Source organism: Streptomyces sp. NPDC057302 (assembly GCF_042667685.1).
Taxonomy (GTDB): Bacteria; Actinomycetota; Actinomycetes; order Streptomycetales; family Streptomycetaceae; genus Streptomyces.
The window spans coordinates 35,981-56,805 of record NZ_JBHUZJ010000066.1 but is presented as its reverse complement, the minus strand read 5'-3'; the positions used below and the strand labels follow the sequence as shown (position 1 = coordinate 56,805).

Genomic DNA, 20,825 nt, shown 5'->3' with positions numbered 1-20,825 from the left:
ACTTCAGGTCGTCGGACGGGGCCTTCGGCGTCGGCGTCGGTCAGCCGAGGAAGTCGAGGAGTTCTGCGGTGTCGAGCTTGAAGCCGACCGGGTCCGGCAGGTCCACGGCGGATCCCAGTCGCAGCTCGTGGACATCGGTGTAGGCGCCGGTCTGGGCGTCGGGGCCGCTGTGGACCACCAGCTTGCCGAACTCGCGGTCGATGAGCAGGTACACCGGGATGCCGGCCGCCGCGTAGGCGGCGGGCTTCTCCTCGCGGTCCCGACGGTGCGTGTCGGCGTCGTGTGACGTGACCTCGACCGTCATGAGCACACCGCTGGCGTCGGCCCAGTCGCGGCGGCCCTTGAAATAGCCTTTGGGGGCGAGCGAGCTGTCCGGGCGCGCGCGGCCCTTCCGGTACGTCCCGATCGTCAACCCGTGCTCCGCGCTGTACAAGCTCAGGTCCGGCCGGTGCTGCATGCACTGCTCCTGCAGCCACGTCACGATCTCGACGTGATCTCCATCCGGCACGTTCTTGACCCCGATCCGCCCGTTGACGAACTCCAACCTGACGCCCTCGAACTGCTTCTCGGCGAATCGTGCGAGTTGCTCGAACTCCTCCACCGACATCTGAGATGTGTGCTCGGCCATGACTGTCATGTTGCACTCCTCCCTGGGCAACGGCCAGTGTTGTCCGCTGACCAGCAGTGCGGGGGTGTTCGGGGATCGATCACCCATATGAGGGGGTTCACGCACCATGTCTGTACGTCAGCGCGCATTCGCCGTCCGGCTCCAGTACCTGCTGGTCCTGTACGTCATGGGCCAAGTGATCGCCGGGTTCTTCGTGGACCTGCCCTACCCGTACTGGGTGGGCTGGATCCCGATCGTCGGGGTGATCGTGATCGCCCTCGCGCGGCGCGCTTCCGTCAACAGGGAGATAGCGGCAGATCCTCCGGCCACCGTGGAGACGGATCCGCCCGTCACCGGCCGCTGGTCCGCGCTGAACAGCCCCGCTGACAAGGTGCCGAGCCACGGCACGCACGCCCTCGGGCAGACCTACGCCATCGACATCGTGGCGGAGCCCGAGGGCGGGGAGCGTCCCGCTTTCGCCTGGCTCTGGCCCATCGCGCGGGGCAATCGCGCCTTCCCTGCCTTCGGGGCACCCCTCGTCGCCGTCGCCGACGCCACCGTCGTCCACGCGGAGGACGGCCAGCGTGACCACCTCAGCCGCAACTCCCTGCTCGCGTACCTCTACTTGTTCGTGGTCGAGGGCGTCGGCAGGGCGGTGGGCGGGGCCCGCCGCGTAGTCGGCAACCACATCGTGCTCGACCTCGGCGAAGGGACGTACGCCATGTACGCCCACGTGCAGCGCGGCTCGCTCGCGGTGCGTGCCGGGGACGAGGTCCGGGCCGGGCAGGTCATGGCCCGCTGCGGCAACTCCGGCAACTCCACCGAGCCCCACGTGCACTTCCAGCTGATGGACGGCCCCGACCTGGGCACCGCGCGGGGTGTGCCGTTCCGCTGGCGGGGCGTCGGAGTGCCCGCGGGCGGCGAGACGTTCACGGTGCGGGAAGAAGCCGCCCCGGTACCGTGACCTGCATGACTGACGAGCTGGGGCTGCGTGCGCGCAAGAAGAGGCAGACCGCCTCGCGGATCTGGCGGGTAGCTGTGGACCTCTGCTCGGAGCGCGGCTTCGACCACGTGTCCGTCGCGGAGATCGCCGAGGCCGCCGAGGTGTCGAAGATGACCGTCTTCAACTACTTCGGCACCAAGGAAGGCGCGATCGTCAGCCCGATGGAGGAGCACGTCGGCGACCCGGCCCGCGCGGTGCGCGAGCGGCAGCCGGGGGAGTCCGCGGTCGCCGCGATGCGCGGCCAGTTCCTGGAGCAGATCGCCGGGCACGACCCCTCGATCGGCCTCAGCCCCGACCCGCGCGCCCTGAAGGTGCGCCAGCTCATCAGCGAGACGCCGACCCTCGCGCACCGCATGGTGGGCTTCCACATGAGCAGCGTCCAGCTCCTCACGGACGCGCTCGCCGAGGAGACGGGCGACCCGCTCCTCGCCCGCGTCGCCGCCTCGCAGCTGATCGGCGCCCGCAACGCGCTCATCATGGAGAACCACCGGCGCACCCTCGCCGGCGACCCGCTCGACGAGATCGCGAAGGACTGCGTCGCGTCCGCCGAGCGCGTCTTCGGCCAGGTGGAAAAGGGTCTCCAGGGGTACCCCGGGAAGAATTAGGCTCGGCCCATGCCACCGGCCAAGAAGCGCACGCGCTCGTACGACTCCGCCAAGATCCGCACCGCCGTGCTCGCCCAGTTCGGGAACGTACGGGAAGCGGTCGGCGCCCTGGAGCCCGCGCAGCTCGCCCTGCCGACCCGGCTCGGGAGCTGGAGCGTCCGCGAGCTGGCCGCGCACCTCACGATGGCGCTCGGCGGCGCCACCCGCTTCCTCGCCATGCCGGAGCCCCCGGCACGCGAAGTGGCCCTGCTCGACTGGCCGTTCGCGACCGCCTCGGCCGCGGGCCAGGTGGACGAGGCGGTGCGGGCGTTCGCCGCGCAGGAGGATCTCGGCGAGCTGTACGGGCGCACGCTCGCCGAATTCGAGGCCGCGCTGCCCGACGTCACGGCCGGGCGGCTCATGCCCACCCGGTTCGGGGCGATGACCCTGGACGACTTCATGGTCACGCGTACGGTCGAACTCATCGTCCACACCGACGACTTGAACGACGCGGTGCCGGGCCTGGACGTCCCCTGCGACCGGCAGGCCCTCGCCGCCTGCACCCGGCTGCTCGCCGACGCCCTCGCCGTGCAGGCACCCGGCGGCGCCGTCGAGGTCAGGATCCCGCCGTTCGCCGTGGTCCAGTGCGTGGAAGGGCCCCGGCACACCCGCGGCACCCCGCCGAACGTCGTCGAGACGGACGCGCTCACCTGGATCCGCCTCGCGACCGGGCGCACGGACTGGAAGACGGCCCTGGACGCGGCGAAGATCAGCGCGAGCGGGGAGCGGGCGGATCTGGCGGGGCTGCTGCCGGTCATGAGCTAGCCGGGCCGCGCCGGGGAGCCGGCGGGGAACCCATCGGCGGACCGGAGGGGACCCCATCGGCGGACCGGAGGGGAACCAGATCACCCACTTGTCCCGTCACAGCGGCATGCAGAAGCAACGACTGACTCCGACCGTCATGGCCCTGGCCGCCGCGGGCATGCTCACCGCGTGCGGCACCGAGACCGGCTCCGGCAGCGGGTCCGTCGGGTCCCGACCGAACCTCACCGGCGTCCACTGGAGCGTCGAGAGCCTCACGGTGGACGGCAAGAAGCAGCAGGCCCCCGGCGACGCGTACGTCAAGATCGGCGACAAGGGCAAGGCCGAGGGCAACTACGGCTGCAACGGCTTCACCGCGGACGTGTCGATGGACGGCGACACCGTCGGCTTCGCCAATGCCCTCTCCACGAAGCGGGGCTGCGACGAGCTGGACTTCGAGAGCGCCCTCAAGGGCGCCATCGGCAAAGGCGAGCTGAAGGCCGCCGTCGACGGCGACAAGCTGACGCTCACCACGGACAAGGGAGACCGCGTGGCCCTCACCTCCAAGCCGGACACCCCGCTGACGGGCACGAAGTGGAACGTGAACGCCGTCGGAGACCGCAAGGCCACGGCGCCCCTGCCGAAGGAAGTGGACGGCAAGGCCCATCTGACCTTCGGCAAGGACGGCACCGTCCGCGGCAACCTCGGCTGCAACAGCGTCACCGCCAAGGCCGAGGTGAAGGACGGGCAGATCACCCTCGGCGCTCCCCGGACCACCCGGATGATGTGCCAGGGAGCCGCGGGGGAGACCGAGAAGAAGCTCCTCAAGCTCTTCGACGGCAAGGTGAGCTACCGGCTGAGCGACGGCGGGCTCTCGCTCACCGCCGCCGACGGTACGGTCGTCAGCGCGAATGCCGACCTGAAGCAGGAGAAGCAGAAGTAGCGGCCTTGCGGGTGCGGGACTTCAGCAGGAACGCGCCGCCGAAGGCGAGCAGCAGGCCGCCGCCGACGGAGTAGGCGAGCGTGGTCTCGGAGTCGCCGCCGGTCTCGGCGAGCTCGGTGGAGCTGCCTTCGGGGCGCGCGTCGTTGGAACTGCCCTCGGGGCGCGCGTCGTTGGCGGCGCCCGCGGGCTCGCTCTTCGTGGGCTCGGGGGCCTTCGCCGGAGCCGCCGCCGCCACCCCGTCCAGGCTCACCCGTACGGTCGCCGATTCCGCCCCCGCCTTCGTGACCTCGACCTCGACCTTTTGGGCCTCGTCCGAAAGCTTCGCCCCCGCCTTGAGCGCGTCCGCGTCGGCCGGGGCGTCGCCGCCGGTGGACTCGTCGGCGTCCGGGGTCGGGTCGATGAGCGCCGACTTCGCGTAGTCCCCGTCCGGCACCCGGTAGGCGTGCACGCCCTGGACCTCGCCGTCCACGGTGCCGGACTCGTGCCGCAGCTCCACGACCAGGCGGTCGTCGCCCAGCGGGATGTCTAGAGCGCGGACCCCGCTGCCCTTCCCGTACAGCGGACGCAGCGTGTAGGTCGCCGACTTGTCGGCCTTCGCGACCTCGCCGCCCGTCAGCCACTTGTTGTGCAGGAGCTCGGGCGAGGTGAGCCCGGCCTCCCAACCGCCGCCGCCCATCGGGGTCTTGTGGCTGGTGCCGTCCTCCTCGCACCCCTCGCCCAGGTCGCCGTCGGGGCAGCGAAGACGCATGTGGTGGCTGTAGCCGAAGTTGTGGCCGAACTCGTGGACCAGCGCCGTCATCGACATCTTGCCGTCCGCGCCGATGGGCATCCAGGTGGTGCCGCCGCCGACGGTGCCGAGCGCGAGCCAGTCGCAGCCTGCTTTCTCCGAGGGGAAGACGAGCGACAGATGGTCGTAGCTGTCCTCGGACACGCCCTTCGCGGCGAGCGCCTTGCGCGTCAGGTCGTTGATCTTGCCGGTGTCGCAGCCGGTCGCCGCGAGGTCGATGTCGACGGGCCCGGCGATCCCGTCGTCCCCGGCGGCCTTGAAGGTGGTCGCGCCTCCGGTGACCTCGTTGTAGTACGAGGTGAGGGAGCCGGTGGCGCCGAAGTAGTTGTCCTTCAGGGCGGTTTCGAGCTTGCCCGCGTCCGGGATGCGGCTGTCCGTGAAGTTCACCATGGCGACCTGGACGCGCCGCTCCGGCTCGTCGGCGGCGGGCGCGGGAGCTGCGGCGGCGGCGGTCAGGGCGGCGGCCACGGCGGCCGGTATGAGACAGAGGCGCGGGGACGGCTTCATGGGGGACCTTCCGGGTGGGGTTCGCGCGGACCTGTAGATCAAGCGGATCTGTAGATCGACTTGGGCGCGCGCCAGGCACGCTAGCGATCACTTCGGTCCACGCGAACCCCTGGGAAGGCTTCTTAGGCCGCGCTTAAGGCCCAGTTCAGGCAGCGGCCCCGGGAACAGGGAGAAACCAGGTTCAGGCAGCCGGATACGGCAGCAGCCCCTTGTCCGTCTTCTCCCAGGCCGCCTTCAGCGCCGCGAGCCGCTTCGGCTCGTCCTGCGCCCGGTCGGCCTGCTCCCGCTGGTCCGCCGCCAGGTTGAAGAGCTGGTCCTTGCCGCCCTTGCCCCGGTAGTACTTCCACTGGCCGCGCCGCAGCGCCCGCTCCCCGCGCACCCGCCAGAACAGCTCACGCTCCGCCAGCTCCTCGCCCTTGAGCAGATAGGGCGCGAGGCTGGTCCCGTCCAGCTTGTACGCGGGATCGGGCCGCGCCCCGCCGACGTCGAGCAGCGTCGCCGTCCAGTCGGGGGTGAACACCGGCTCGTGGCTGACCTGCCCGCCGTCGAGCCGCGCGGGCCAGCGCACGATCGTCGGCACGCGGATGCCGCCCTCCTGGAGGGAGGCCTTGTTGCCCGACAGGGGCCAGTTGTACGAGAAGCGCTCGCCGCCGTTGTCGGAGGCGAAGAAGACGAGGGTGTCCTTCTCCTGCCCGGACTTCTTCAGGGCCTTGAGGACCTCGCCGACCGACCGGTCCAGGTCCTGGACCATCTCCGTGTACTTCTCGACGGAGCCGCCGTCCTGATGCCAGAGCGCGCCCTGCTCGCCCGCCCTGATCCGCCGTACGATCTCGGCGCTCTCCTCGGTGTCCCCGTCGGCTATCCACGGCCAGTGCGGGGTGGTGAAGTTCAGGTTGAGCAGCCAGGGCTTGTCGCCGTGGTCCCGCCGGACGTACTCGCTCGCCCGCTCGGTCAGGATGCGCGTGTAGTAGCGCAGGTCCTTGTACTCGGCGTCGCCCTCGTAGAGGTCGTACTCACCGCCGAGCCCCAGCTTCGAGTAGTACTCCAGGGCCCCGCCGAAGTTCCCGAAGAACTCGTCCCAGCCCGATCTCGTGGGCGAGTAGTCCGGCAGGTAGCCGCAGTGCCACTTGCCGATCAGGGCCGTCGCGTACCCGGCGTCCCGCAGCAGCGAGGCGAGCGTGGGATGCGTCGGTTCGAGCCCGGCCGACTTGTCCGCGATGGGCTCCGCGAGCCCGCCCTTAGTACGGCCGGGGAAGCGGCCCGTGTAGAGGCTGAAGCGGGTCGGCGAGCAGGTCGCGGACCCCGCGTAGGCGTCGGTGAAGCGCACCCCCTGGCGCGCGAGGCGGTCCAGGTTCGGGGTCTTGATGTGCGGCGCCCCGTAGGAGGACAGATCGGCCCAGCCGAGGTCATCGCCCAGGATGAAGAGGATGTTCGGCCGCTTGGCGCCGCGGTGCGGGGCGGCGCGGAAGGGCCGCTCCTGGGCCTCGGCCGTGGCGGGCAGGCCCACCGCGGCGGCAGCGGCACCGGCACCCACCGCGCCCCCGAAGGCGCGTCGGGACAGGGCGGACCGGGACGATCGGGAGTACTGGGGGGACGAGGACGTCGCTGACATGGCTGCGCTCCTGAACGGGGCACGGCGCGGCGGAGGGCACGTACCCGAAGTCGGGAAAAAGTAGACGGAGAGTGAGCTCAGACAGCGCTGCGACAGATGGCGCTCGCGACACGGACCAGGTCGACGTGGCGGCGCTCCACAAGGACGACCGACGGGTCATCGAGGGGCAGCAGGGGCATGGACCAGGAGCTTCACGGGACCCGCCCGCCCCTGTCAACGCTCCCGCTCACCTGTTCACAAGGGCTTCGTACTCCCCGTACGCACCGACGCGCGTCACCCCGTACGCACCGGCGGTGTCATCACGCTCCGTGCGGGGTCCGTATCCCCAATTCGGACCAGTGGTCGATCTCGCCTACACTCGGTGTCGTGCCACGTGGTGACGGTCGACTCAATCATGATCTGCTCCCCGGCGAGAAGGGCCCCCAGGACGCTTGCGGCGTCTTCGGTGTCTGGGCTCCGGGTGAAGAGGTCGCCAAGCTCACTTACTTCGGGCTGTACGCCCTCCAGCATCGAGGCCAGGAGTCCGCGGGAATCGCGGTCAGCAACGGCTCCCAGATCCTTGTCTTCAAGGACATGGGGCTCGTATCCCAGGTCTTTGACGAAACCTCTCTCAGCTCGCTCCAGGGTCATATCGCGGTCGGTCACGCCCGCTACTCGACCACCGGGGCCTCCGTCTGGGAGAACGCCCAGCCGACGTTCCGTGCCACCGCGCACGGCTCCATCGCGCTCGGGCACAACGGCAACCTCGTCAACACGGCCCAGCTCGCCGAGCTGGTCGCCGCCCTGCCCAAGGAGAACGGCCGCGCGACCCAGGTCGCGGCGACCAACGACACCGACCTGGTGACGGCTCTCCTCGCGGGTCAGGTGGACGACGACGGCAAGCCGCTGACCATCGAAGAAGCCGCCACCAAGGTCCTGCCGGACGTGCAGGGCGCCTTCTCCCTCGTCTTCATGAACGAGCACACGCTGTACGCGGCCCGCGACCCGCAGGGCATCCGCCCGCTGGTCCTCGGCCGCCTGGAGCGCGGCTGGGTCGTCGCATCGGAGTCCGCGGCGCTCGACATCTGCGGCGCCAGCTTCGTCCGCGAGGTCGAGCCCGGCGAGTTCATCGCGGTCGACGAGAACGGACTGCGAACGTCCCGATTCGCGGAAGCGAAGCCCAAGGGCTGTGTCTTCGAGTACGTCTATCTGGCGCGCCCCGACACCGACATCGCCGGCCGGAACGTCTACCTCTCGCGCGTCGAGATGGGCCGAAAACTCGCCGAGGAAGCTCCGGCGGAAGCCGACCTCGTCATAGCGACCCCGGAGTCGGGAACGCCCGCCGCGGTCGGTTACGCGGAAGCCTCCGGCATCCCCTTCGGCGTCGGCCTCGTCAAGAACGCCTACGTGGGCCGGACCTTCATCCAGCCCTCGCAGACGATCCGCCAGCTCGGCATCCGTCTCAAGCTGAACCCCCTCAAGGAAGTCATCAAGGGCAAGCGTCTTGTCGTCGTCGACGACTCGATCGTCCGCGGCAACACCCAGCGCGCCCTGGTCAAGATGCTCCGCGAGGCCGGAGCCGCCGAGATCCACATCCGGATCTCGTCGCCGCCCGTGAAGTGGCCCTGCTTCTTCGGCATCGACTTCGCGACCCGCGCCGAGCTCATCGCCAACGGCATGACGATCGACGAGATCGCCAAGTCCATGGGCGCCGACTCCCTCTCGTACATCTCCATCGACGGCATGATCGAGGCCACGACCATCGACAAGCCGAACCTGTGCCGCGCCTGCTTCGACGGCGTGTACCCGATGGACCTCCCCGACCCCGAGCTGCTCGGCAAGCAGCTCCTGGAGACGGAGCTGGCCGCCGGACCGGCGTCCACGGCAGCGGCCGACGCGATCCGTCGCCCGTAAGCCACCCGTAGTAACGACACGAAAGCTCTCATCCCCCATGCCTACTGAGTCTTTTGAGCGTGCTTCGCACACGGGCACCGGTGCCAGCTACGCCTCCGCAGGCGTCGACATTGAAGCGGGCGACCGCGCCGTCGAGCTGATGAAGGAGTGGGTGAAGAAGACGAAGCGCCCCGAGGTCCTCGGCGGCATCGGCGGCTTCGCCGGACTCTTCGACGCCTCCGCCCTCAAGCGCTTCGAGCGCCCCCTGCTCGCCTCCGCCACCGACGGCGTCGGCACGAAGGTCGACCTCGCCCGCCAGCTCGGCGTGTACGACACCATCGGGCACGACCTGGTCGCGATGGTCATGGACGACATCGTGGTGTGCGGCGCCGAGCCGCTCTTCATGACCGACTACATCTGCGTCGGCAAGGTCCACCCCGAGCGTGTCGCGGCCATCGTGAAGGGCATCGCCGAGGGCTGCGTGCTCGCGGGCTGCGCCCTCATCGGCGGCGAGACCGCCGAGCACCCGGGCCTCCTCGGCCCGGACGACTTCGACGTGGCGGGCGCCGGCACGGGCGCGGTCGAGGCCGACCGCCTGCTCGGACCCGATCGCATCCGTAAGGGTGACGCGGTGATCGCCATGGCGGCCTCCGGTCTTCACTCGAACGGGTACTCGCTCGTCCGGCACGTGGTCTTCGACCGCGCGGGATGGTCCCTGGACCGCCGGGTCGAGGAGTTCGGCCGCACGCTCGGCGAGGAGCTCCTGGAGCCCACCAAGATCTACTCCCTGGACTGCCTGGCGCTCACCCGCACCACGGACGTCCACGCCTTCAGCCACATCACGGGCGGCGGCCTCGCGGCGAACCTGGGCCGGGTCATCCCGGACGGTCTGCACGCGATCGTCGACCGCGAGACCTGGACGCCCGGCGCGGTCTTCGACGTCGTCGGCAAGGCCGGTCAGGTCGAGCGCCTGGAGCTGGAGAAGACGCTGAACATGGGCGTCGGCATGATGGCGATCGTCCCCGAGGAGTCCGCCGACGCGGCCCTGGCGACCCTCGCCGACCGTGGCGTGGACGCCTGGATCGCCGGTGAGATCACCGAGCGCGGCGAGCACACGACGGGCGCCGAGCTCATCGGTGACTACGCGAAGTAGGCCCGTGCGGCGGCCCGCAGGGCAGCACAAAACCCGGTCCGGTGTGGTGACCACCCCGGACCGGGTGAAGTGCAGTTGCTACGAGAACTGCGAATACTGCAAGTGCTGCGAATGCAACGAGGTCAAGCGCCGCGGCGCTGCGGCGAAGAGTCGGACTCGTCGGAAGAGTCCTCGTCCTCGTCGTCGTTATAGCGATCCGCGTACTGGGCGTACGGGTCGTCTTCTTCCTCGTCGTCGTCTTCGAACGGCTCGCTGTTCGGCGGCTGTTGCGAAGTCGAAGCGCCCAGCTCATTGGCCAGACGCGAGAGGTCAGTCCCGCCGCTGCTGTACTTCAGCTGGCGGGCGACCTTCGTCTGCTTGGCCTTTGCCCGGCCGCGCCCCATGGCTCGACCCCCTCGGATATGGGGCTTGGTGACCCCAGAGTCTTGACACGCGTTCATGATCAGGAACGGGCTCTCCGTGGAGAGGCCGGTCCGTAGGGCTTCCACGGTACCTGCTCCTGCGGCCATACGGTACGTCGCCCGCAGGACGCGCCTCGGCGCAGAACCCGCGAGGAGCCCTGTCCTCGCTGGTCAACTGCGATTTTAACCTCTTCTTGCCGGGCGACCCGCCGACGGGGGTGAGTCTTGTCTCTCGCGCACGTCGGCGGGGCCCCTTCGCGGCACCTGCGGGATCAGCGGATACGGGCCTCCGCCATCCGCTGCTCGGCGATCCTGTCGGCCGCGGCGGCCGGCGGAATGCCGTCTTCCTTCGCACGAGCGAATATGGCAAGAGTCGTGTCGAAGATCTTGGACGCCTTGGCCTTGCACCGGTCGAAGTCGAAGCCGTGCAGCTCGTCGGCGACCTGGATCACGCCGCCGGCGTTCACCACGTAGTCGGGCGCGTAGAGGATCCCGCGGTCGGCGAGGTCCTTCTCCACGCCCGGGTGTTCGAGCTGGTTGTTGGCCGCGCCGCAGACCACCTTCGCGGTGAGCACCGGCACGGAGGCGTCGTTCAGGGCGCCGCCCAGCGCGCAGGGGGCGTACACGTCCAGGCCCTCGACCCTGATGAGCGCCTCGGTGTCCGCCACGGCCGTCACGGCCGGGTGCTTGTGGGTGACGCGGCGCACGGACTCCTCGCGCACATCGGTGATCACGACCTCGGCGCCGTCCGCCAGGAGGTGCTCGACGAGGTGGTGGCCGACCTTGCCGACGCCCGCGACGCCGACCTTGCGGTCACGCAGCGAGGGGTCGCCCCACAGGTGCTGGGCCGAGGCCCGCATGCCCTGGAAGACACCGAAGGCGGTGAGTACGGAGGAGTCGCCCGCGCCGCCGTTCTCGGGGGAGCGTCCGGTCGTCCAGCGGCACTCGCGCGCGACGACGTCCATGTCCGCGACGTACGTACCGACGTCGCACGCCGTCACGTAGCGGCCGCCGAGCGAGGCGACGAAGCGGCCGTAGGCGAGGAGGAGCTCCTCGCTCTTGATCTGCTCGGGGTCCCCGATGATCACGGCCTTGCCGCCGCCGTGGTCGAGACCGGCCATGGCGTTCTTGTACGACATGCCGCGCGCGAGGTTCAGCGCGTCCGCGACGGCGGCTTCCTCGCTCGCGTACGGGTAGAAGCGCGTGCCGCCGAGGGCGGGGCCCAGGGCGGTGGAGTGGATGGCGATGACGGCCTTGAGGCCGCTGGCACGGTCCTGGCAGAGCACTACTTGCTCATGGCCGCCCTGGTCCGAGTGGAACAGGGTGTGCAGGACGCCGTTGTCTGCTTCGGTCACTGTGGTGACTCCCGGTCAAGTGGCGGCGGTTGGGCGGGCGCCCGTGCGGGTGGCGGGGCCCGATGGGCATGAGACTAGAGCCTGGAAGAACCCGGTGGCCGCGCAGTGCCGAGGATCACCCTCTCCCGGCGCAGTCAGGGGTACGGCGGAGTTCGGCCATGGCACGATTTGCAGTGTTTTCCAGCCGGTACGCGGGGGAGGGAGCAAGCCGTGCCCAAGGTGTCTTCGTTGGTCGTTCCGTACGCGTCCTACTTGCGTGTCTATGAGCCACTCGCCGCGTTCCCCGAAGCCGAGCGCGGCCACTGGGCCCGCTACGCGCGTCGCGCCGACCGCCCCTCGTACCAGGACGAACTGCGGCGATCTCTGGCCGACTTGCTGCCCACGCCGCCGGTGCCCGTGCCGGTGCACGAGAGCAGCGACGCGTTCGTGGTGGAGACCGACGGGGTGGTGTGCGTCTGCCCCTGGCGCACCAGGCTGCGGGGCTGGCAGGCCCTGGGGGAGCTGGCGGGGCAGTTGCCGGCGCCGGTGCTCGACGCGGTCCTGCCGCCGGTGGTGCGCCGCCAGACGGCCGCGGACTACGAACACTGGCTCGCACGGAACCCGGACGCGCGCCCGTGGATCCGTACGGCGACGTGGCAGGTGCCGCTGAACTGGTTCGTGCTCGTCTCGGACGAGGAGCGTCAGTTCGAGAAGGGATACGAGAAGGCATACGAGGAGGGGCACGAGGAGGGCGATGCGGCGGCCCACTGCGCGCCCGTCCTTCGCTACCGGACGCCGATGGTGCAGGCACGGCGCCGGGTGGCCCGCGGTCTGCGCACGCTGCGGGACACGGTGGACGAGGGACCGCTCGTCGACGGGCTCACGGACGTGGGCCGGTGGCTGGAGGAGTTCCATCCGCGCTCGCTGGTCGAGCTCGACTACGGCGGGCTCGTGCACGCCCTGACCGAGGAGCAGCTCGACGGGGACCACTCGGCCGCGGACGTGGCGGAGGGAATCGAGGCGCTGCGGGGCGGCGACGGCGAGGGGGCCGGCGTGGCGTATGCGAGGCTCATGGAGCGATGGCGGGCGGTCCGGGACCGTCAGTTCTCGAACTGAGCGTCAGCGGGCCGTGCGTGGGCCATCCCTACGTGTCGCCTACACGGGACGTAGGTCCCGATCCGGGCTTTTGTCTCAAGCGTGACGGACCGCACTTACGGGGCCCTTGCGCCCATCGCCCCCCCTCGTGCCAAAATAGGACAAGGAGCCCGGGGAGGGCTCCTTCCGTCCATGTCTGGGCGGAATACTCGGCATTGCGCGCTATGGGGGGTCTGTTGACTCCTGATCGCTCTGTGACTGATCGTCACTGTGGCGTGACTGTCCGCTATGGCATGGTCCATCGGCTTCCGTCGCTGATAGACACCTGGGAGGGCAATTCCATCGGTTTGGCCGACGTGGCTGGACGGATGGTGTAGTTGTAGTGCCGAGGACAAGCCGTTCGTCCTATAACCGACTCGACTCGCGTCCGCCATTTCGGGCAACGCGGGTCAAGGTGCAGAATTTAGAGGAATGAACCGAGAAGGTTCGGTTCTCCGAGGAGGCCGCTCATGACCGCTCGCACCCCTGATGCCGAGCCGCTGCTGACCCCGGCTGAGGTTGCCACGATGTTCCGCGTCGACCCCAAGACGGTGACGCGCTGGGCCAAGGCTGGCAAGCTCACGTCGATTCGCACGCTCGGCGGCCATCGCCGTTACCGCGAGGCTGAGGTCCGCGCACTGCTCGCGGGTATCCCGCAGCAGCGCAGCGAGGCCTGATCCACCGCATAACCGCAGTACCCGGACGAAAAGAACGACTGCTGCTGGGTCCCCCAATCCGGCCGCAACGTCCGACTTATAGCTACATACGACGCGGGTCCCGCCCCAACGGGTCCCACGCCTGAGCCTCATGGGTGAGTCGTCTGAGATCGCGCTGGACTCCGCCGGGTCCAGCGCGATCTTTTTTGTGCGCCCGGAAGGTGCTGGTGGGCCTCGCCGTGAGCGGGCTTGTTGGTCTCTGAGGGGTGCTGGGGGCGCGCTGTGGGGAGCCTGTGGCGCCACCCTTCCGCCGCCCTTGTGAGGGCTGGGCGGACCCTGTGCCGGGTGGTGCAATTGCACATATTAAATTGACCTGTTGTAAAGCGGGGGTAAGTTCGGGGGTTTCCAAAACTAGTTCGGTGACACCCGTCACACGTCGTGAGCCTTGTTGTCCGCGATGTCTCTGAGCTAGAGGGGATCCCGGAGCGCGCAGGGGAGTTGGCTCCGCGCGCCCGCTCACTCCGCTCTGCTCCGCCCCCTCAGCCTCCCACCACCGGGGTGGGTCGCGGGTCGGCTTTGGTCACGCGTTCGGGGGACTTTCGTCCTCCCCGGGCTCGCAGCCGCTCTCACGGCCGCTCTGGGCGGCTGAGGCGGTCTCCAGGGCCAGCCGCTCCAGCCGGTGGCAGATCGGGCAGTGCCGGGTCAGATGGCGATAGCTGGTCGCCGCGGAGAGATGGGCCCGCAGCAGAGCGCGTGTCTCATGCCGTGCGGACGCCGCAGATGCCGTCATTACGCCACCTCCCGATGGGGGCGGTCCCGCCCCGTCCCCTGTTGTCTGGGTACCGGCGGAATGTGACGGAGTCAAGGTGCGGGCATGCAAGAGGGGCCGCACTCTTGTGAGTGCGGCTGTCGTGCTGCGGTCCTGACGGGATTTGCTGTGTCGGATTGCGGCTGCGCCGCGGGCGCGGCCTCCACCTTGGCAGAGTGGCGAGCGGGTCGGGGCGAGTGGTGCGGGCATGCAAGAGGGGCCGCACTCTTGTGAGTGCGGCCCCTCTATTGCTGCGGTCCTGACGGGATTTGAACCCGCGGCCTCCACCTTGACAGGGTGGCGAGCACTCCAAACTGCTCCACAGGACCTTGCTTTGCGGCGCTTCGTGCTGCGTTGCGCTGCGAGACAGGACTCTACAGCAGCGCAGGCCCGGCGGTCGAACTCACCCAGGGTGCACCGGTGATCACGGAGCGACGGCGTCGATCGCCTTCACGATCCGCTTGTCCGAGACGGGGTACGCCGTGCCCAGCGCGTGCGCGAAGTAGCTGACCCGGAGCTCCTCCAGCATCCAGCGGATGTCCAGGACTTCCCGCGGGACGGGGCGGCCCTGCGGGAGCTGTTCCAGGAGCCAGGCGTACTCGTCCTGCATCTCGTGGACCTTCTCCATGCGCGCGGTGTCCCGCTGCACGTTCGTCGGCATCTGCTGGAGCCGGCGGTCGGCGGCCACCATGTAGCGCATCAGGTCCGCCAGGCGGCGGAGCCCCGTGGCCGTGACGAAGCCGGGGCCGACGAGGGCGTCCAACTGCGCCCGGACGTCCGTCAGGTTGGCCAGCAGCGTCGGGCTCTTCGTCGACTTCAGACGGCGCTCGCAGGCCTGCCAGGCGGCGAGGACCTGCTGGACCTGGCTGACCGCGCGGACCGTCGTGTCGACGATCTCCGCCCGCACCTTCTCGTACAGCTTGCGGTACGACTCCTCGTCCCACGCGGGCCCGCCGAAGTCGCCGATCAGCTTGTCCGCCGCCGCCATCGCGCAGTCGGCGAAGAGCGCCTGGATGGAGCCGTGCGGGTTCGCGGACAGGGCGATCTTCTGGGCGTTGGTCAGCTTGTCCGAGACGAACTTGGCCGGATTCACCGGGATGTTGCGCAGGATGAGGCGGCGCGTGCCCTTCCACATCGCCTGCTGCTGCTCGGCCTCGGTGTCGAAGAGGCATACGGAGACGGTGTCGCCGTCGTCCACGAGCGCCGGGAACGCCTTCACCGGCTGGCCCGCGCGACGCGTCTCGAAGACGCGGCTGAGGGAGCCGATGGACCAGTCCGTGAGGCCGGAGCGTTCGACGGACGCCCCGCCACTGCGCTCGGCCGTCGCGGCCGCCGCCTGGGAGAGCGCCTTGCGGGCCTTGGGCCGCAGCTGGAGTTTCAGCGCCTCCAGGTCCTTGTCCTCGGCGAGCTTCTTGCGCCGCTCGTCGGTGATCCGGAAGGTGATCTTCAGGTGGTCCGGTACGCGGGTGAGATCGAAGTCGTCCGGCGTGACGGGCACGCCGACCATCCGCTGGAGCTCACGGGCGAGCGTCACGTGCAGCGGCTCCTGGAGAGGGACCGCCCGCTCCAGGAACGCCGTCGCGTAGTTGGGCGCGGGCACGTAGTGCCGGCGGATGGGCTTGGGCAGGGAGCGGATCAGCTCGATCACGACCTCCTCGCGCAGGCCCGGGATCTGCCAGTCGAAGCCGTCCGCCGTGACCTGGTTCAGGACCTGGAGCGGGATGTGGACGGTGACGCCGTCCGCGTCCGCGCCCGGCTCGAACTGGTACGTCACCTTGAACGTGAGCGGCCCCTGCCGCCACGTGTCGGGATAGTCGTCCTTCGACACGTCACCGGCGCGCTCGTTGATGAGCATCGACCGCTCGAAGTCGAGCAGTTCGGGCTCTTCGCGCTGCTGCTTCTTCCACCAGGAGTCGAAGTGCGCGCCGGACACGACGTCCGCGGGCACCCGCTGGTCGTAGAAGTCGAAGAGCGTCTCGTCGTCGACGAGGATGTCGCGGCGCCGGGCGCGGTGCTCCAGCTCCTCCACCTCGGTCAGGAGGCGGCGGTTGGCGGCGAAGAACTTGTGGTGCGTGCGCCAGTCGCCCTCGACGAGCGCGTTGCGGATGAACAGGTCGCGGGAGACCTCGGGGTCGATGCGGCCGTAGTTCACCTTGCGGTCGGTGACGAGCGGGATGCCGTACAGCGTCACCTTCTCGACCGCCATCACCGCGGCCTGGTCCTTCTCCCAGTGCGGCTCGCTGTACGTGCGCTTGAGGAGGTGCTGGGCGAGCGGCTCGACCCACTCGGGCTCGATGCGCGCGTTGACGCGGGCCCACAGCCGGGACGTCTCCACCAGCTCGGCGGACATGATGAAGCGCGGGGGCTTCTTGAAGAGGGCCGAGCCGGGGAAGACCGCGAACTTGGCGTTACGGGCGCCCAGATACTCGCCCCGCCCGCCGCGCTGCTTGGGATCGCTGTCCTTCGACTCCTTCACGTCCTTCATCCCGATGTGGGAGAGAAGACCGGCCAGGAGCGAGATGTGGACCTGCTGCTCAGGAGCGTCGTCCTCGTTGAGATGGATGCCCATCTGCTTGGCGACGGTACGCAGCTGCGTATAGATGTCCTGCCACTCGCGGATCCGCAGGAAGTTGAGGTACTCCGCCTTGCACATCCGGCGGAACGACGACGAGCCGCGCTCCTTCTGCTGCTCGCGGATGTAGCGCCACATGTTCAGGAAGGTCAGGAAGTCGGACGTCTCGTCCTTGAAGCGCGCGTGCTGCTGGTCGGCCTGCGTCTGCTTCTCGGCGGGGCGCTCGCGCGGGTCCTGGATGGAGAGCGCGGCGGCGATCACCATGACCTCGCGTACGCAGCCGTTCTTGTCGGCCTCCAGGACCATCCGGGCCAGACGCGGGTCCACCGGCAGCTGGGCCAGCTTGCGGCCTTGCTGGGTGAGGCGCTTCTTGGGGTCCTTCTGCGTGGGGTCCAGGGCGCCGAGCTCCTGGAGGAGCTGCACGCCGTCGCGGATGTTGCGGTGGTCCGGCGGGTCGATGAAGGGGAATTTCTCGATCTCGCCGAGACCGGCCGCGGTCATCTGGAGGATGACGGAGGCGAGGTTGGTGCGCAGGATCTCCGCGTCCGTGAACTCGTCGCGGGAGACGAAGTCGTCCTCCGAGTAGAGGCGGATGCAGATGCCGTCCGACGTACGGCCGCAGCGGCCCTTGCGCTGGTTGGCGCTGGCCTGGCTGATCGCCTCGATGGGCAGCCGCTGCACCTTCGTACGGTGGCTGTAGCGGGAGATGCGGGCCGTGCCCGGGTCGATGACGTACTTGATGCCCGGCACGGTCAGGGAGGTCTCGGCGACGTTCGTCGCGAGGACGATGCGTCTTCCTGTGTGCTGCTGGAAGACGCGGTGCTGCTCGGCGTGCGAGAGGCGTGCGTAGAGGGGGAGGACCTCGGTGAACCTGAAGGCCTTCTTGTTCAGCGCGTCCGCCGTGTCGCGGATCTCGCGCTCCCCGGAGAGGAAGACGAGGATGTCGCCCTTGCCCTCGCCCTGGAGCTCCTCGACGGCCTCGGTGATCGCGGTGATCTGATCGCGGTCGGTGTCGTCCGAGTCCTCTTCGAGGAGCGGGCGATAGCGCACCTCGACCGGATACGTACGGCCGCTGACCTCGACGATCGGCGCTTCCCCGAAGTGCCGCGAGAACCGCTCCGGGTCGATGGTCGCCGAGGTGATGACGACCTTCAGGTCCGGGCGCTTGGGCAGCAGCTGGGCGAGATAGCCGAGCAGGAAGTCGATGTTCAGGGACCGCTCGTGGGCCTCGTCGATGATGATCGTGTCGTACGCGCGCAGCTCGCGGTCCGTCTGGATCTCGGCCAGCAGGATGCCGTCCGTCATCAGCTTCACGTACGTGTCGGCGCCCACCTGGTCCGTGAAGCGGACCTTCCAGCCGACGGCCTCGCCGAGCGGGGTGTTCAGCTCGTCGGCCACGCGCTCGGCGACCGTGCGGGCCGCGATGCGGCGGGGCTGCGTATGGCCGATCATGCCGCGCAGGCCGCGGCCGAGCTCCATGCAGATCTTGGGGATCTGCGTCGTCTTGCCGGAGCCCGTCTCGCCCGCGACGATCACGACCTGGTGGTCGCGGATCGCCGCCGCGATGTCGTCCTTCTTCTGGCTGACCGGCAGTTCCTGCGGGTACGTGATCTTGGGCAGACGACTGCCCCGCTCGGCCATCCGCGCCGCGGCCTTGTCGACTTCCGCCGCGAGTTCGGCGATGACGGAGGCCCGTGCTTCGGGCTTGCGGATCCGGCGCGCACCCTCGAGCCGGCGGCCGATCCGGTGCTCGTCGCGGAGCGAGAGCTCGGACAGGCGGGGGGCGAGGGTGTCGAGGGTGAGGGCAGGCTGCGTAGACATACGGCGTCCAGGATCTCACCCGCCGCTCGAAGGTGGCGAACCGATTTATCTGGCGGGGCGCCCGGGGACGTACGATTCCGGGCATGTTGCCCCGTGCGCGTCTGTCGTGGTGCCCCTTGCTCGGGGTGCTGCTCGTCGTGCTCGGGGTGTTCTGTGCGCCCGCATCCGCCGCATCCGCCGCGTCTGCCGCGTCGGCCGGTTCTTCGGCCCAACCGCCGCGGGCCGCGGCTGCTGTGTCGACGGACTTCGTCCACGAGGCCGACGGCGTGCCCGGCTGTGGCAAGGGCGGGCAGCAGGACGGCGGGGGCCGTCCGGTGGCGCCGCCGCGCCCCAGCGCGGCACACGAACTGCTCCCCGCTCTGTACGAGGCCCATGCGGAGACCGGTTCCTGGGGCGCCGACCAGGCAGTGCTCGCCGTCGCGCCGGGCCGCGCGCCACCCGCGCTCGCGCCGCCCTCGCCGATAGAACTCTCCGTTCTGCGCGTCTAGGAGACCCCTGTTCCAGCTGATTCAGCCAGGGGTCCCTCGATCGACGACGTACGCAACAGGAGAACCGCACAGCCATGTCCAAGACGCCCAGCAAGCCCAGCAACCCCAGCAAGTCCAGCAAGAAGAACATCGCCATCGGCGCCGGCGTGGCCGTCGCCGCCCTGCTGCTCGGTGCCGCTTCCTACAGCGCGACCAAGCCCGACGAGCCCTCCTCCGTCACCGCGAAGGAGGAGCCCGCGGCGGACGTCTCCGCCGATCCGCAGGCTGGGGTCTATCCCGAGCTGGCCAAGCTCGCCCGCCGCGACGCCAAGGACCCGCTCGCGCAGGGCCGCGCGGACGCGCCGGTCGTGCTCATCGAGTACGCCGACTTCAAGTGCGGCTACTGCGGCAAGTTCGCCCGCGACACCGAGCCGGGCCTGGTGAAGAAGTACGTCGACGACGGCACCCTGCGCATCGAGTGGCGCAACTTCCCCATCTTCGGCGCCGACTCCGAGTCCGCCGCGCGCGGCGCGTGGGCCGCGGGCAAGCAGGGCCGCTTCTGGCAGTTCCACGCGGCCGCGTACGCCGAGGGCTCCAAGGAGAAGGGCTTCGGCGGCGACCGGCTCGAGGAGCTCGCGAAGGAGGCCGGGGTCAAGGACGTCGGCCGCTTCACGGACGACGCGGGCAGCGCCGCCGCGAAGGCCGCGGTGAAGAAGGACCAGGAGGAGGCGTACGGCCTGGGGGCCACGTCGACCCCGTCCTTCCTGGTCAACGGGCGGCCCATCTCCGGGGCACAGCCGGACGAGGTCTTCGACCAGGCCATCGAGCAGGCGGCCGCCGCCGGGGGCAAGGGCGGTTCGGGCAAGGGCGGGGAGAAGTGACCGCCGACGTCGGGTACTTCGCGGCGTTCCTGGGCGGTCTGCTCGCCCTGGTGAGCCCGTGCAGCGCCCTGCTGCTGCCCGCCTTCTTCGCGTACTCGATCGACTCGACCTCGCGGCTGCTCGCGCGCACCGGCATCTTCTACGCCGGTCTCGCGACGACGCTCGTGCCGCTTGGCGCGGCGGGTTCGGTCGCCGGGCGGTTCTTCTTCGGACACCGGGACCAGCTGGTGCTCGTCGCCGGGTGGCTGATCATCGCGCTCGGGGTGCTGCAGGTCGTGGGGATGGGGTTCGCCTCGCGGAAGATGGCCGAGCTCTCGGGGCGGATCCGGCCGACGACCGCGGTGTCCGTGTACGCGCTGGGGGCGGTGTACGGGCTCGCGGGCTTCTGCGCGGGGCCGATCCTCGGCAGTGTGCTGACCGTGGCGGCCGTGAGCGGCAGCCCCGTCTACGGGGGGCTGCTGCTCGCCGTCTACGCGCTGGGGATGGCGGTGCCGCTGTTCGTGCTCGCGCTGCTCTGGGAGCGCTTCGATCTCGGGCGGCGGAGGTGGCTGCGGGGGCGTGCCTTCCGGATCGGCCGCTTCGAGCTCCACACGACCTCGCTCCTGTCGGGCCTCTTCTTCGTGGCCCTCGGTGCGCTCTTCCTCGCCTACGACGGGACGACCGCGCTGCCGGGTCTGCTCGACGTGGATGACTCGTTCGCCGTGGAGCGGTGGGCCGGGGGCGTGGGCCGGGCCGTGCCGGACTCGGTGCTGCTGGTGGGGGTGGTGGCGCTGGTGGCCGCGGGGCTCGGGGTGCGGGCTTGGCGGCGGAGGGGGCGTGAGGTGGTGGAGGCCGAGGGTGAGCGAGGGTGACTTAGGGGGGTGAGGGTGGGTGAGTCCTCTT

General features: G+C 69.8%; 19 protein-coding genes and 1 tRNA gene. 11 read left to right on the top strand and 9 right to left on the bottom strand.

All coding sequences use genetic code 11. The features are described 5' to 3' along the window. Window positions 1-40: 40 nt before the first annotated feature. Window positions 41-637 carry a Uma2 family endonuclease gene (locus ACFUPX_RS33150; protein ID WP_383331197.1) on the bottom strand — a complete coding sequence of 199 codons (597 nt, stop codon included), beginning with the start codon at window positions 635-637 and terminating at the stop codon, window positions 41-43. Between the two features lie 97 nt (window positions 638-734). Between ACFUPX_RS33150 and ACFUPX_RS33145 the strand changes: the two genes are divergently transcribed. The 4 genes from ACFUPX_RS33145 to ACFUPX_RS33130 all read left to right on the top strand — a co-directional run bounded on the left by ACFUPX_RS33145 (window position 735) and on the right by ACFUPX_RS33130 (window position 3,938). Further along, window positions 735-1,571, top strand: coding sequence for a M23 family metallopeptidase (locus ACFUPX_RS33145; protein ID WP_383331194.1), 837 nt, complete (start codon window positions 735-737; stop codon window positions 1,569-1,571). A 5-nt stretch (window positions 1,572-1,576) separates the two neighbouring features. Next, window positions 1,577-2,215: a TetR/AcrR family transcriptional regulator gene (locus tag ACFUPX_RS33140; protein WP_383331191.1), complete on the top strand. Its 639-nt coding sequence runs from the start codon at window positions 1,577-1,579 to the stop codon at window positions 2,213-2,215. Window positions 2,216-2,224: 9 nt separating this feature from the next. After that, a complete protein-coding gene (locus ACFUPX_RS33135; RefSeq protein WP_383331188.1) occupies window positions 2,225-3,019 on the top strand; it encodes a sterol carrier family protein in 795 nt (264 codons plus the stop codon). Between the two features lie 106 nt (window positions 3,020-3,125). Next, the gene (locus ACFUPX_RS33130) at window positions 3,126-3,938 is read left to right on the top strand and encodes an META domain-containing protein (RefSeq protein WP_383331185.1); all 813 of its coding nucleotides are present in this window, start codon (window positions 3,126-3,128) and stop codon (window positions 3,936-3,938) included. Here the strand turns inward: ACFUPX_RS33130 and ACFUPX_RS33125 are convergent. The 3 genes from ACFUPX_RS33125 to ACFUPX_RS33115 all read right to left on the bottom strand — a co-directional run bounded on the left by ACFUPX_RS33125 (window position 3,898) and on the right by ACFUPX_RS33115 (window position 7,023). Continuing rightward, the gene (locus ACFUPX_RS33125) at window positions 3,898-5,232 is read right to left on the bottom strand and encodes an LPXTG cell wall anchor domain-containing protein (RefSeq protein WP_383331182.1); all 1,335 of its coding nucleotides are present in this window, start codon (window positions 5,230-5,232) and stop codon (window positions 3,898-3,900) included. The genes ACFUPX_RS33130 and ACFUPX_RS33125 overlap by 41 nt on opposite strands. A gap of 181 nt (window positions 5,233-5,413) precedes the next feature. Then, a complete protein-coding gene (locus ACFUPX_RS33120) occupies window positions 5,414-6,844 on the bottom strand; it encodes a sulfatase (protein ID WP_383331179.1) in 1,431 nt (476 codons plus the stop codon). A 77-nt stretch (window positions 6,845-6,921) separates the two neighbouring features. Next, on the bottom strand, window positions 6,922-7,023 hold the full coding sequence (locus ACFUPX_RS33115; RefSeq protein WP_383331176.1) for a putative leader peptide: 102 nt from the start codon (window positions 7,021-7,023) through the stop codon (window positions 6,922-6,924). A gap of 187 nt (window positions 7,024-7,210) precedes the next feature. On the opposite strand from ACFUPX_RS33115, the gene purF reads away from it, so the two are divergent. Further along, window positions 7,211-8,737, top strand: coding sequence for an amidophosphoribosyltransferase (purF, locus tag ACFUPX_RS33110; protein WP_383331173.1), 1,527 nt, complete (start codon window positions 7,211-7,213; stop codon window positions 8,735-8,737). A gap of 37 nt (window positions 8,738-8,774) precedes the next feature. Continuing rightward, window positions 8,775-9,869, top strand: coding sequence for a phosphoribosylformylglycinamidine cyclo-ligase (gene purM / locus ACFUPX_RS33105; protein WP_383331170.1), 1,095 nt, complete (start codon window positions 8,775-8,777; stop codon window positions 9,867-9,869). 122 nt (window positions 9,870-9,991) lie between these two features. On the opposite strand, the gene ACFUPX_RS33100 is transcribed toward purM, so the two are convergent. Together ACFUPX_RS33100 and ACFUPX_RS33095 are read right to left on the bottom strand one after the other, a co-directional pair. After that, window positions 9,992-10,252 carry a DUF3073 domain-containing protein gene (locus ACFUPX_RS33100; RefSeq protein WP_383331167.1) on the bottom strand — a complete coding sequence of 87 codons (261 nt, stop codon included), beginning with the start codon at window positions 10,250-10,252 and terminating at the stop codon, window positions 9,992-9,994. A 290-nt stretch (window positions 10,253-10,542) separates the two neighbouring features. Continuing rightward, a complete protein-coding gene (locus ACFUPX_RS33095; RefSeq protein ID WP_383331164.1) occupies window positions 10,543-11,625 on the bottom strand; it encodes a Leu/Phe/Val dehydrogenase in 1,083 nt (360 codons plus the stop codon). A 210-nt stretch (window positions 11,626-11,835) separates the two neighbouring features. Here ACFUPX_RS33095 and ACFUPX_RS33090 point away from each other — a divergent pair, with 210 nt between their 5' ends. Together ACFUPX_RS33090 and bldC are read left to right on the top strand one after the other, a co-directional pair. Then, complete coding sequence (locus ACFUPX_RS33090) at window positions 11,836-12,720, top strand: hypothetical protein (protein WP_383331161.1); 885 nt, start codon at window positions 11,836-11,838, stop codon at window positions 12,718-12,720. Window positions 12,721-13,208: 488 nt separating this feature from the next. Next, entirely contained in the window at window positions 13,209-13,415 is a 207-nt protein-coding gene (gene bldC, locus ACFUPX_RS33085; RefSeq protein ID WP_003949541.1) for a developmental transcriptional regulator BldC, read from the top strand. 559 nt (window positions 13,416-13,974) lie between these two features. Here bldC and ACFUPX_RS33080 read toward each other — a convergent pair. The 3 genes from ACFUPX_RS33080 to hrpA all read right to left on the bottom strand — a co-directional run bounded on the left by ACFUPX_RS33080 (window position 13,975) and on the right by hrpA (window position 18,595). Beyond that, a complete protein-coding gene (locus tag ACFUPX_RS33080) occupies window positions 13,975-14,184 on the bottom strand; it encodes a DUF6274 family protein (protein WP_383331158.1) in 210 nt (69 codons plus the stop codon). Window positions 14,185-14,456: 272 nt separating this feature from the next. Then, window positions 14,457-14,531 (bottom strand) — tRNA-Asp (locus tag ACFUPX_RS33075). Window positions 14,532-14,626: 95 nt separating this feature from the next. Continuing rightward, on the bottom strand, window positions 14,627-18,595 hold the full coding sequence (hrpA, locus tag ACFUPX_RS33070) for an ATP-dependent RNA helicase HrpA (protein WP_383331155.1): 3,969 nt from the start codon (window positions 18,593-18,595) through the stop codon (window positions 14,627-14,629). A gap of 83 nt (window positions 18,596-18,678) precedes the next feature. On the opposite strand from hrpA, the gene ACFUPX_RS33065 reads away from it, so the two are divergent. The 3 genes from ACFUPX_RS33065 to ACFUPX_RS33055 all read left to right on the top strand — a co-directional run bounded on the left by ACFUPX_RS33065 (window position 18,679) and on the right by ACFUPX_RS33055 (window position 20,794). Beyond that, the gene (locus ACFUPX_RS33065) at window positions 18,679-19,083 is read left to right on the top strand and encodes a hypothetical protein (protein ID WP_383331152.1); all 405 of its coding nucleotides are present in this window, start codon (window positions 18,679-18,681) and stop codon (window positions 19,081-19,083) included. A gap of 74 nt (window positions 19,084-19,157) precedes the next feature. Continuing rightward, window positions 19,158-19,943 carry a DsbA family protein gene (locus ACFUPX_RS33060; RefSeq protein WP_383331149.1) on the top strand — a complete coding sequence of 262 codons (786 nt, stop codon included), beginning with the start codon at window positions 19,158-19,160 and terminating at the stop codon, window positions 19,941-19,943. Further along, window positions 19,940-20,794, top strand: coding sequence for a cytochrome c biogenesis CcdA family protein (locus ACFUPX_RS33055; protein WP_383331146.1), 855 nt, complete (start codon window positions 19,940-19,942; stop codon window positions 20,792-20,794). Before ACFUPX_RS33060 ends, ACFUPX_RS33055 begins: the two co-directional genes overlap by 4 nt. Window positions 20,795-20,825: the final 31 nt, after the last annotated feature.

What these genes read in the sequence shown, in the direction of transcription:
- ACFUPX_RS33150 (WP_383331197.1), bottom strand. Translation starts at nt 637, where the DNA reads ATGACAGTCATGGCCGAGCACACATCTCAGATGTCGGTGGAGGAGTTC.
- ACFUPX_RS33145 (WP_383331194.1), top strand. Translation starts at nt 735, where the DNA reads ATGTCTGTACGTCAGCGCGCATTCGCCGTCCGGCTCCAGTACCTGCTG.
- ACFUPX_RS33140 (WP_383331191.1), top strand. Translation starts at nt 1,577, where the DNA reads ATGACTGACGAGCTGGGGCTGCGTGCGCGCAAGAAGAGGCAGACCGCC.
- ACFUPX_RS33135 (WP_383331188.1), top strand. Translation starts at nt 2,225, where the DNA reads ATGCCACCGGCCAAGAAGCGCACGCGCTCGTACGACTCCGCCAAGATC.
- ACFUPX_RS33130 (WP_383331185.1), top strand. Translation starts at nt 3,126, where the DNA reads ATGCAGAAGCAACGACTGACTCCGACCGTCATGGCCCTGGCCGCCGCG.
- ACFUPX_RS33125 (WP_383331182.1), bottom strand. Translation starts at nt 5,232, where the DNA reads ATGAAGCCGTCCCCGCGCCTCTGTCTCATACCGGCCGCCGTGGCCGCC.
- ACFUPX_RS33120 (WP_383331179.1), bottom strand. Translation starts at nt 6,844, where the DNA reads ATGTCAGCGACGTCCTCGTCCCCCCAGTACTCCCGATCGTCCCGGTCC.
- ACFUPX_RS33115 (WP_383331176.1), bottom strand. Translation starts at nt 7,023, where the DNA reads ATGCCCCTGCTGCCCCTCGATGACCCGTCGGTCGTCCTTGTGGAGCGC.
- purM (WP_383331170.1), top strand. Translation starts at nt 8,775, where the DNA reads ATGCCTACTGAGTCTTTTGAGCGTGCTTCGCACACGGGCACCGGTGCC.
- ACFUPX_RS33100 (WP_383331167.1), bottom strand. Translation starts at nt 10,252, where the DNA reads ATGGGGCGCGGCCGGGCAAAGGCCAAGCAGACGAAGGTCGCCCGCCAG.
- bldC (WP_003949541.1), top strand. Translation starts at nt 13,209, where the DNA reads ATGACCGCTCGCACCCCTGATGCCGAGCCGCTGCTGACCCCGGCTGAG.
- ACFUPX_RS33080 (WP_383331158.1), bottom strand. Translation starts at nt 14,184, where the DNA reads ATGACGGCATCTGCGGCGTCCGCACGGCATGAGACACGCGCTCTGCTG.
- hrpA (WP_383331155.1), bottom strand. Translation starts at nt 18,595, where the DNA reads ATGTCTACGCAGCCTGCCCTCACCCTCGACACCCTCGCCCCCCGCCTG.
- ACFUPX_RS33065 (WP_383331152.1), top strand. Translation starts at nt 18,679, where the DNA reads ATGTTGCCCCGTGCGCGTCTGTCGTGGTGCCCCTTGCTCGGGGTGCTG.
- ACFUPX_RS33060 (WP_383331149.1), top strand. Translation starts at nt 19,158, where the DNA reads ATGTCCAAGACGCCCAGCAAGCCCAGCAACCCCAGCAAGTCCAGCAAG.